Below are 9,342 nucleotides of genomic sequence, written 5' to 3' on the forward strand. Positions count from 1 at the left end.
ACGCCACGCCAAACGCATTGTCCCATCCCCTCCGCTTCACCCGCGCCGAGTTCTCCGGTGCCTTCGGCGATCTCGGCACCGACCTCCCGTTGCTTGTCGGCATCGTGGTGGCGACCGGCATGGACGCCACCACGGCGTTCGTCGTCTTTGGCGCCCTCCAGATCGCATCGGGGCTCGCCTACCGGCTCCCCATGCCGGTCCAACCGCTCAAAGCCATGGCGGCCGTTGCCATTGCGGGCAAGCTCGCCCCACCGCTCCTGGCCGCCGGTGGGTTGATCGTTGGTGTCGTGATGCTCGTCCTCGCCCGCTCCGGCGCCCTCGCGTGGATCGCGCGAACCGTCCCCAAGCCCGTTGTGCGCGGCATTCAGGTCGGACTCGGCATTCAGCTCGCCATGCTCGCTCTCACCCGCTTCATCCCCGCCAATGGATCCCGCGGATGGCTGCTGGCGGCGGTCTCGCTCCTACTCGTACTTTGGCTGCGGGAAAGTCATCGCGTACCCGCCGCGCTGGTGGTGCTCGCGCTTGGGTTGGTCGTCGCGGCGCTCACGTGGCCCACCGGTGCGCCGCTGCCGCTTGGCTTCCGGCTCCCCGCACTCCCGGCACGGTGGCCCACACCAACTGAATTCGCCCAAGCCTCGCTGCTGCTGGCGCTCCCGCAACTTGCCCTCTCGCTCGGCAATTCCGTGCTCGCCACCAAACAAGTGGTGGCCGATCTCTTTCCCGATCGTGAACCGCTCACGGTACGTCGCATCGGCACCACCTACGCCCTCATGAACCTCGTCGCGGCGCCGCTTGGCGGGATTCCGGTGTGTCATGGCTCCGGTGGAATCGCCGGACACTACGCCTTCGGCGCCCGTACCGGCGCCAGTGGCGTGATTTATGGCATGTTCCTCGTGCTCTCCGGACTTTTCCTCGTGGGCGAACCGGCCGCCTTTCAACGGCTCTTCCCCGGCCCCATCCTCGGCACGTTGCTGCTGGTCGAAGCGATCACGGTGCTGTTGCTGGTACGCGACCTTCGTGGCACGCCGGGCTGGTTCGTATTCGCCGTAGGATGTGGACTGGCCGCCGCGTTCCTGCCGTACGGATACGCGGTCGCACTCGCCGGCGGTACCTTGCTCAGCATTGCCCTCGAGCGCTGGTCGGGCCGCGTCGTTTCAAACTGACTGCACCGGATGCCTTCGCGCTGGTTGCTCCCTGAACCGCTGTCGGCGTCCAACGTCATCCGTTGATCTTCGCCGGCGTGATCGTGCGCGACACGCTGTCGAATGCGCGGCAGGGCTACGCTACCCTCACGGCCGTCGCGTATCTCGCCGTGAGTCTGTCGGAACTCCTCATCGCCGAGTGGCTGCTGCGTCGGTTCACCTCGTCGCCAATCCGCTTCGCGCGGCTGCGTGATGTCGCCGTGTTGTGCTGGTCTGATCGCTCTTGGCGTTCCGCGGTGACGCGTTGTTCGCGGCCCTGCTGGCGCATCCCTGCATGCTGTCCCTGCTCGTGCTCTGGGCAACACTGCGCTTCGGTCAGCTCGGGGCACTCCGGAGTCTCGTCGGCATTGCCAGTGCCGGCGTGACTCTCTTGCTTACCGGAAACTCGCTTTCGCTTGGCGGCAAGAGTGGCAGCGATGCGCTGGTGATTCTGCAGGTCTACATCGGCGTGCAAGCGCTTGTCGGCTTGGTGCTCGCGACGGCACTGCGCGGGCAGCGCGAGACGGCCGAAGCGAACGCGCACATGCTGGAAGCGCTGTCGTCGAGTGAGCAGCGTTCGCGTCAGAGTCAGAAGATGGAGGCGATCGGACAGCTGGCCGGTGGCGATGCGCGCGACTTCAACAACGCACATGCCGCGCATCTTCGAACCATTCTTCACGACGAAGCCGCTGATTCGGGTGAACACGCCGTCGCCGCCACCGTGCTGGTCGTCGAAGACGAGCCCACGGTGAGCCGGCTAATGCAGCGCGTGCTGGAACGCGACGGCTATCAGGTGCGCGTGGCGGTCAGTGGTCGTGAGGTGCTCGATCACTGGAATCTGTACGAGCTGTCGGTAGACCTGGTGATCACCGACCTCGTCATGCCCGGTGGCGTGAGCGGCACGCAGCTCGCCGCCGAGTTACGACGGCGCAAGCCGACGCTGCCAATCGTCTTTACCAGCGGTTATGACCCGGATTTCGACCCGTCCAACAAAACCATGGTGCCGGGCGAAAATTTTTATTCCGAAGCCGTCTACTGCCGAACAGATCCTCGCCGTGGTGCGCCGCCAGCTTGCCACGCGCGTGTCGTTGAGCTGATCTCGCCGAGGCTAGAAGAACCAGCGCTTTAATCCCGTGCGCCCCTGACGGTTTGCGCCAGCCAGGCGCCAGTACAGCATGAAGCCGCTCACCGTGAGGGCAAACAGGGCGGTTCCCCAGAGCATCGACGCCACCAGCCCGCCGTCGCCGAACACTTCGCCACTGTGCACGCGGTTGATGAACGCCTTGTCGGCGTAGCCGTCGCTGCGCATGAATTTCCCGGTCCGTGCATCGAACACCAGCCGACGGTCCTCGCCGCCCGTGTTGGTGCCAAGGTATATCGTGATGACGGGTGCCTGGCCTTTCAATTCGATGGCGATTTTGTCGATGGGCGCACCCCGCGCTTCCTTCGCCGCGCTGGCCATGGCGGCGTTGATCGCCCCCATCCAGGAGTCAGGCGGGGAGTCGGTATGCACAGCGCTCACCAGCGTGCGATTCGCCTCACGCACAGCTTCATCTTCGCCAAAAAACTCGGTACCGGCCACGATGACGCCGGTCACCGAGGCGAAAGCCAGGAAAAGCGCCGCTGGCGCGCCGATCCAACGGTGAGAGCGGCGCCAGAAGGCAGGAGTGGGCATGCAAACTGTGGGGTATGAGGCAGGGGCGGGGCGTGGGCGTGCAAATTGGCGCATGACACCCCCGCTCGCAAACCGCCGTATTGGTGATACCTTTTACGGCATGGACCCCGGTCGATCTCGTTGAGCGTCCTCTCCCACCTTTTAGATCTCTCATCATGACCAAGATCCGTATGGCCGTCGTCTCGGCCGCACTCGCGTTGTCTGTGACGGCCGTGGCCGCGCAACGCATGTTCGCCGACTTCGGTGGCAAGTGGAACGTCGCCATCGACGCGCAGGGACAGTCGATGCAGTCGCTGATGACCGTCACACAGAAGGGTGACTCGGTGTCCGGCACCACCGAATCGCAGCTCGGCACCGCCAACTTCGACGGCGTCGTGAAGGGCGACTCGATCTTCTTCGGTTTCGCGTACGACATGGGCGGACAGCAGATCAAGATCCGCGGCACTGGCGTGATGAGCGAGAAGGACAAGATGACCGGCACGATGGAAGCCGAAGGACTCGGCGCCTTCCCGTTCGCTGCTGCGCGTCAACCGAACTGACCGGACATGCCGTCCACCGCGCTCGGCGAGTTTGTCGGAACGCTCGTGCTCATTTTACTCGGCAATGGTGTGGTGGCCGGTGTCCTGCTGGAAAAGTCGAAGGCCCACGGTGCGGGGTGGATCGCGATCACCGCCGGCTGGGCATTTGCAGTGCTCTGCGGCGTGCTCGTTGCCATCGCGCTGGGTGCACCAGGTGAAATCAATCCGGCCGGTACACTCGCCAATGTGCTGATGGGCACGCGCACTGTGCCCGACGCTCTCGCACATGTCGCCGCGCAGATGGCGGGAGCAATCGTGGGTGCCACCCTCGTGTGGTTGCACTACCTCCCACACTGGCGAATAACCCGCGATCAGGGCGCCATTCTCGCCTGCTTCTGCACGGCACCGGCAATTCGTAGCCCGGTGCCGAATCTGATCAGCGAGATCATCGGCACGATGGTGCTGGTGCTCGTCGCCAGCGCGATCGGCAGCACCGGTGTGGCCGGCGCTACACCCGCGACCAATCTCGGTCCGGCGCTCGTCGGCGCGCTGGTGTGGGGCATCGGCCTGTCGCTGGGCGGCCCCACCGGCTACGCCATCAATCCGGCACGCGACCTCGGTCCGCGCATCGCACACGCCATCCTGCCGATCGCCGGCAAAGGGGGCAATGACTGGGGCTACGCCTGGATCCCCGTGGTCGGACCGTTGGCCGGTGGTGCCCTCGCGGCACTGCTCTGGTCCGCCCTCTCAGCCGCCAAGGAAGTTCCGCAGTGAGCATGACCACGGGACGGTTGGTGACGGCGGCGCTCTGTGCCGCCGTTGGCATTGGTACCACCTACGTCGGCGTGGTAGGAGCGGGTCCGCTGCCGCCACTGGGCGGCTTGCTCTCGCCGGTAGTGGGCCTGTGGGCCAATGCGGCGAACGAGCTGCCGACCACCGCCACGAGCCGCATTCCTTCGCTCGACGGCGCGGTCGACGTGCGATACGACGCGCGCAGCGTACCGCACATCTTCGCGACCACCGATGCCGACGCGATGCGCGCGCTTGGCTACGTCACCGCGCGTGACCGGTTGTTTCAGCTCGAGATTCAGTCGCGCGCGGGCGAAGGCACGCTCACCGAGTTGGTCGGTGAGGTGGCGTTGCCGGCCGACCAGGAAACGCGACGGCTCGGTATGCCGCGCTCGGCGGAACGGAAGTGGCGCGACATCGGTGAGGGCACGACGAGTGGCAAGTTGTTGCTGGCGTATGCGGAAGGCGTGAACGCGTACCGGGCGTCGCTCTCACCGGCGCAGTGGCCGATGGAGTACAAGCTGCTCGATCGTGCGCCGCGTGAATGGCTGCCGCTGCACTCGGTGCACGTGCTCAATCGCATGGGCTACACCCTCGCGCGCGAACCGGGTGAACTCGGACTGCTCGAAGCGCGCGCCCTGGTCGGCGACGCTGCTGCGAATGCGCTGATGGAAGCTGATTCGCCGGTGCAGGAGCCGATTCAGCCTGTGAATCGCAACCCTGTGCGGATGGCGCTCTCGGCGATTCCCGCTCCGGGCGCGCCCGACACCATGGCTGCGCGCATGGTGGCATCGTTGCGTGCGAACACGACCTCGGCCGGCATGTCACCGCTGTCCTGGCTCAAGGCCATCGATCCCACCGTCGAACAGGCCCGCGCCTTCGCGAGCAACAACTGGGCAGTCGCGCCATCGCGTTCGGCCAACGGACACGCGTTGCTGGCCGGTGATCCGCATCTCGAGCTCACGCTGCCGAGCATTTGGTATGAGGTGCACATCGTGGTTCCGGGCAGTTTCGAAATCGGTGGCGTCTCGATTCCCGGCTTGCCCGGCGTGCCGATCGGGTATTCGCGCGCTGTGGCGTGGAGTGCGACGAACACCGGCGCCGACGTGATGGACTTCTGGCGCGAGAAGGTCGACAACGACGCGGCACCGGCGGCATATGAACTCGATGGCGTGATGACGAAGTTCACCGACACGCGCATCGAGACGTATCACGACAAGGTCGGAAAAGTGATCGACGTCGACACGATTCATTACACGCACCGCGGCCCGATGCAGCGTCAGGGACGCGAATGGCTTTCGATGCGATGGACGGTGCTGGAATCGGGGAAGGAGCTGCAGGGGTACTTCGCGGCCTTTCACGCGACGACCGCGCCGGCGTTTCTTGATTCGATGGCGGCGTACTATCAAGCGCCAGCGCAGAACTTCATCACCGCCGACACGTCGGGCACGATCATGATTCGCTCCACGGGACGCTATCCCGTGCGCGCCGACAGTGGACGTGGCACCGAAGTGCGTGACGGCTGGTTGCGTGCGAACGACTGGATCGGTGACTGGCCGGTGTCGCGCTATCCGCAGGGTAGGAATCCGGCGCAGGGCTATCTGGCGTCGGCCAATCAGCAGCCGATCGATCCGCAGCAGGACGCGCTCTACTTGGGCCCCGACCCGAATTTCGAGATCTGGCGTGCGCTGCAGATCAATCGGTTGCTCCGTGCCGACAGTTCGGTCACGCCCGATGACATGCGCAGCTTCCATACCAATCCCGGCAGCGTGCGCGCCGATCTGCTGGCCCCGGCTCTCGTGTCGGCGGCGCAGGCCCGTATGGCGGCCGGTGACACCTCGGCCTCCCTCAAGGCCGCCACCACGCTGCTGGCCTCGTGGAATCGGCAATACACGCGGGACAACACCGGCGCGCGTTTGTTCGAGACTGCGGTCGCGCAAACCACCGCGCTGCTGTACGACGAATTCCTCGCGCCCGAGTCGAACGTGCGCTCGGTCACGCCGACTGAGTCGCGACTGCTGCAGCTGTTGGCCGATTCGGCCAACGGATGGTGGGACGACCGTCGGACGAGTGACGTGCGCGAGGATCGCAACGTGATTCTCGCGAAGGCACTGCGTGCGGCGTACGACACGTTGGTCACCGAGTACGGTGATCCGGTGAAGACCCCGTGGACATGGGGACGTGTGGCGCCGGCGCGGCCGAATCATCTGCTACGGCTCGCGGGATTTGCGGCGCCGGAAATGCCGATCGACGGCGGACGCGGCACGCTCAATCCGTCGGTGGGCTCGAAGCGCGCGAATTTCGGCGCCAGCTGGCGTATGGTGGTCGAGATGGACAAGGAGCCGCGCATTCGCGCCGTGTATCCGGGCGGGCAGAGTGGTAATCCTGCCAGCACACGCTACCTCGATCGCTATGCCATGTGGGCCAACGGACAGCTCGACAGCGTGCGCACCCCGCGCAGCGCGAAGGATCTGGCGGCGTCGGATACGCGCGCCGTGCTCACGCTTCAACGCTGACCGGGCCGCTCACTATGTGGAGGAATTTCATCAGCGCGGTGTTGCTGCAGTTCGTCGCGCAGCGCTTCCTGGGCGTGTGGGGCGCGGCCGTGGCCGGCGTGCTGACCGGCGTGCTGTTTCGGCAGGGCGGCGCGATTCGCGCCGGTGCACTTTCGGCAGCAATGGCGGCGGCGGTGTTGCTGGTAGTGGCGGCCGAGCGCGGCGCGGCGCTCATGGAGTTCGCGGCGATGATCGGACGCAATTTCTCGCTGCCCGGATGGGCGGTGCTGGTGGCCACGCTCGTGTTGCCGGCACTGCAGGCCGGTGGGTTTGCCGGCCTGGTCAGTCGCGTGCTGCGAACGGATCGCGTCGCGATCAGCTAAACGACGCGCGCCATCGTTACCTCGATATACGTCGCTTTACTTCGAAGCCCCATCGAGTTCCGTCCACAAGCGACGGATAGCGATGGGGCTTTGCTGTTCCGCCAGGAACCACTTCGCGTACGGGCCCCAGTTTGCCTGCGCGATCGCCTGATCCACGGTGAGTCCCGCTGCCTTGAGCCGCTTCACTTCGTCGATCACCGCCACGAGCGCTTCGCGAAACGTGATCAGTTCTTCACGCGACGCCTTCGCATCTTCGATGAAGCCGTGTCCCGGAATGAACCGGTCCACGTTCTCGAGCGCGAGGGCACGGTCAATCGTACGCACCCACTCAGCGCCGTAGGCCGAACGCATGGCAGGGAAGACACGGTTGAGGTACGCCTCGCTCATGAACAGCACTTTCTCCGATGGCACTTCTACCATGAGGTCGCCCCCGGTGTGCGCGCGTCCGAGAAAGCGCACGCGCACGCTGATGCCACCAAGATCGATGGTCTCGTTGTCGCTCTTCATGGCCGCCGGCGGCACGATCACCGCCGGGCGATTGCCGGCCACCGCGGCAGCCGAATCTTTCTCGAGCTGCACGAGAGAGTTGGCGTGTACCACGAACCGAATGTCCTTCGGCAGCACACTGTTGCCCGCCGTATGATCGCCGTGATCGGAGCCCACCACGTACCACTTCACCGGCAGTGGCGAGATCGTCTTGATTTTGTCGAGCATGGTCTGCGTGGCTTGCATGCTACCCTGTCCATCGGCCACGAGCACGCCATTGCGTCCGATCACAACGAGACTGACCGTCGTAAAGCCGGGCTGACGGATCTCTTCATAGCCGTAGACCTTGTCGCTCAGCTTCACGAAGCGCGGGAACTCGCTGAGGGGGACGCCGCGCACCGCAGGGTCGGCGGTACGAACGGGAGCCTGCGCTCTGAGGGAGGGCGCGGCGGCGAGGCAGAGACAGAAGAGGAGACGCATGGGGGTCTTGAACGGCTCGGGGCGCTAGGAATAGACGGCGCTAGGAATAAGGGGCGCTAGGAATAAAGGGCGCCAGGAGTGAACGGCGCTAGGAGTAAACTGCGGAACGGATGAACAACGTGGGACAGCGCTGTTTCGCTCTCACGCTGTTTATTCCTGGCGCGGTTCACTCCTGGCGCCCCTCATTCCTGGCGCCCGTCATTCCTAGCGCCGTTCGCTGTTGATGAGCCGCCTGAGCATGCCGACGAACTCCGCCCTGTATCCTCCTTCGTCTTCTCCACGTGCCCCGCGTGCCATCTCCAGTGCCGACCGCAGCGTCGCCGTGCCTTTGTGTTCTGAGTTGCGCAGCACCATCCCGAACGCGGCCACTGACGCCGCGAAGCGGAAGTCGCTCGAAACGCTGCCACGACCTGTGTCGATCACGGCCTGTGTGAGCTGCTTGCTCGCGCTTTCCCCCGGCGTCTTGTACCGCATACGGACGAACATCAGCTCGTTCTTCGTCGCGGTCGTACGCGGTGCGTCGTTACTCGGCACCTGGTATCGCAGCGAGTCCTGGCCACGCAGCGTGATCGTGCCGGTCACACCCGTGGGCACCACTTCATACAGCGCTGTCACTGCATGTCCGGCTCCCATGTCACCCGCGTCCTTCTTGTCGTCCGTGAAAACTTCGATGGCGAGCAGACGGTCTTCGTAGCCGATCAGGCGATAGGCGCGTACCGCGGCCGGATTGAACTCCACCTGCAGCTTTACGTCGTTGGCTACGGTCACCAGCGTCGCGCCCATCTCCTTCACCAATACCTTACGTGCTTCGGCGATGTCGTCCACGTACGCGTAGTTGCCGTTACCGCGCTTGGCGAGCTTCTCCATCTTCGCGTCCTGGTAATTGCCCTCACCGAAGCCGAGTACGGTGAGGTACGTACCCTCGGCACGTTTGCTCTCGATGAGGCGCTCCATGTCGCCGTCGCTGCTGGCACCCACGTTGAAATCGCCGTCGGTGGCCAGGACCACGCGGTTGTTGCCGTTGGGCTTGAAATGCTCGCGCGCCGTACGGTAGGCGAGCTCGATGCCCGCGCCTCCGGCGGTGGAGCCACCGGCTTCGAGCCGATCAATTGCAGTGGCGATGGTCGCCTTCTCTTCACCGCTGGTGCTGGGCAGCACGAGTCCCGCCGCGCCGGCGTACACCACGAGCGCGACGTGATCCTGCGGGCGGAGCTGATCGACCAATAGTCGCAGCGATGACTTTACCAATGGCAGCTTGTTCCACTGGTTCATCGACCCGGACACATCAATCAGGAACACCAGGTTGCTCGGCGGCAGCGCGGCCGTCTCGATCCG

General features: G+C 65.0%; 9 protein-coding genes. 6 read left to right on the forward strand and 3 right to left on the reverse strand.

All coding sequences use genetic code 11. From position 1 onward, the window contains the following. The first annotated feature begins 17 nt into the window (after positions 1–17). Positions 18–1,163 (forward strand): putative sulfate/molybdate transporter, encoded by a 1,146-nt coding sequence (locus tag ACESNG_RS11435; RefSeq protein WP_373069032.1) that lies wholly within the window; start codon positions 18–20, stop codon positions 1,161–1,163. A 262-nt stretch (positions 1,164–1,425) separates the two neighbouring features. Continuing rightward, positions 1,426–2,310: a response regulator gene (locus ACESNG_RS11440; protein ID WP_373069034.1), complete on the forward strand. Its 885-nt coding sequence runs from the start codon at positions 1,426–1,428 to the stop codon at positions 2,308–2,310. On the opposite strand, the gene ACESNG_RS11445 is transcribed toward ACESNG_RS11440, so the two are convergent. Continuing rightward, positions 2,290–2,856 carry a PepSY domain-containing protein gene (locus ACESNG_RS11445; protein WP_373062716.1) on the reverse strand — a complete coding sequence of 189 codons (567 nt, stop codon included), beginning with the start codon at positions 2,854–2,856 and terminating at the stop codon, positions 2,290–2,292. The genes ACESNG_RS11440 and ACESNG_RS11445 overlap by 21 nt on opposite strands. 155 nt (positions 2,857–3,011) lie before the next feature. Here ACESNG_RS11445 and ACESNG_RS11450 point away from each other — a divergent pair, with 155 nt between their 5' ends. From ACESNG_RS11450 to ACESNG_RS11465, 4 genes are read left to right on the forward strand one after another with little or no spacing between them, the layout of a single operon-like run. Further along, on the forward strand, positions 3,012–3,395 hold the full coding sequence (locus ACESNG_RS11450; RefSeq protein WP_373062714.1) for a hypothetical protein: 384 nt from the start codon (positions 3,012–3,014) through the stop codon (positions 3,393–3,395). A 6-nt stretch (positions 3,396–3,401) separates the two neighbouring features. After that, the gene (locus tag ACESNG_RS11455; protein WP_373062712.1) at positions 3,402–4,148 is read left to right on the forward strand and encodes an MIP/aquaporin family protein; all 747 of its coding nucleotides are present in this window, start codon (positions 3,402–3,404) and stop codon (positions 4,146–4,148) included. Between the two features lie 2 nt (positions 4,149–4,150). After that, entirely contained in the window at positions 4,151–6,679 is a 2,529-nt protein-coding gene (locus ACESNG_RS11460) for a penicillin acylase family protein (protein WP_373069038.1), read from the forward strand. A gap of 14 nt (positions 6,680–6,693) precedes the next feature. Next, complete coding sequence (locus ACESNG_RS11465; RefSeq protein WP_373062710.1) at positions 6,694–7,041, forward strand: hypothetical protein; 348 nt, start codon at positions 6,694–6,696, stop codon at positions 7,039–7,041. 36 nt (positions 7,042–7,077) lie between these two features. Here ACESNG_RS11465 and ACESNG_RS11470 read toward each other — a convergent pair whose 3' ends face one another. Both ACESNG_RS11470 and ACESNG_RS11475 read right to left on the reverse strand, forming a co-directional pair. After that, complete coding sequence (locus ACESNG_RS11470) at positions 7,078–8,007, reverse strand: MBL fold metallo-hydrolase (RefSeq protein WP_373062708.1); 930 nt, start codon at positions 8,005–8,007, stop codon at positions 7,078–7,080. Positions 8,008–8,211: 204 nt separating this feature from the next. Continuing rightward, positions 8,212–9,342: YfbK domain-containing protein (locus ACESNG_RS11475; RefSeq protein ID WP_373069036.1), on the reverse strand; the 1,131-nt coding region annotated here is incomplete at its 5' end.

The organism is Gemmatimonas sp., assembly GCF_041689975.1.
GTDB lineage: Bacteria > Gemmatimonadota > Gemmatimonadetes > Gemmatimonadales > Gemmatimonadaceae > Gemmatimonas.

Coding starts and splice junctions, on each gene's coding strand:
- ACESNG_RS11445 (WP_373062716.1), bottom strand. CDS start 2,856: ATGCCCACTCCTGCCTTCTGGCGCCGCTCTCACCGTTGGATCGGCGCG.
- ACESNG_RS11450 (WP_373062714.1), top strand. CDS start 3,012: ATGACCAAGATCCGTATGGCCGTCGTCTCGGCCGCACTCGCGTTGTCT.
- ACESNG_RS11455 (WP_373062712.1), top strand. CDS start 3,402: ATGCCGTCCACCGCGCTCGGCGAGTTTGTCGGAACGCTCGTGCTCATT.
- ACESNG_RS11460 (WP_373069038.1), top strand. CDS start 4,151: ATGACCACGGGACGGTTGGTGACGGCGGCGCTCTGTGCCGCCGTTGGC.
- ACESNG_RS11465 (WP_373062710.1), top strand. CDS start 6,694: ATGTGGAGGAATTTCATCAGCGCGGTGTTGCTGCAGTTCGTCGCGCAG.
- ACESNG_RS11470 (WP_373062708.1), bottom strand. CDS start 8,007: ATGCGTCTCCTCTTCTGTCTCTGCCTCGCCGCCGCGCCCTCCCTCAGA.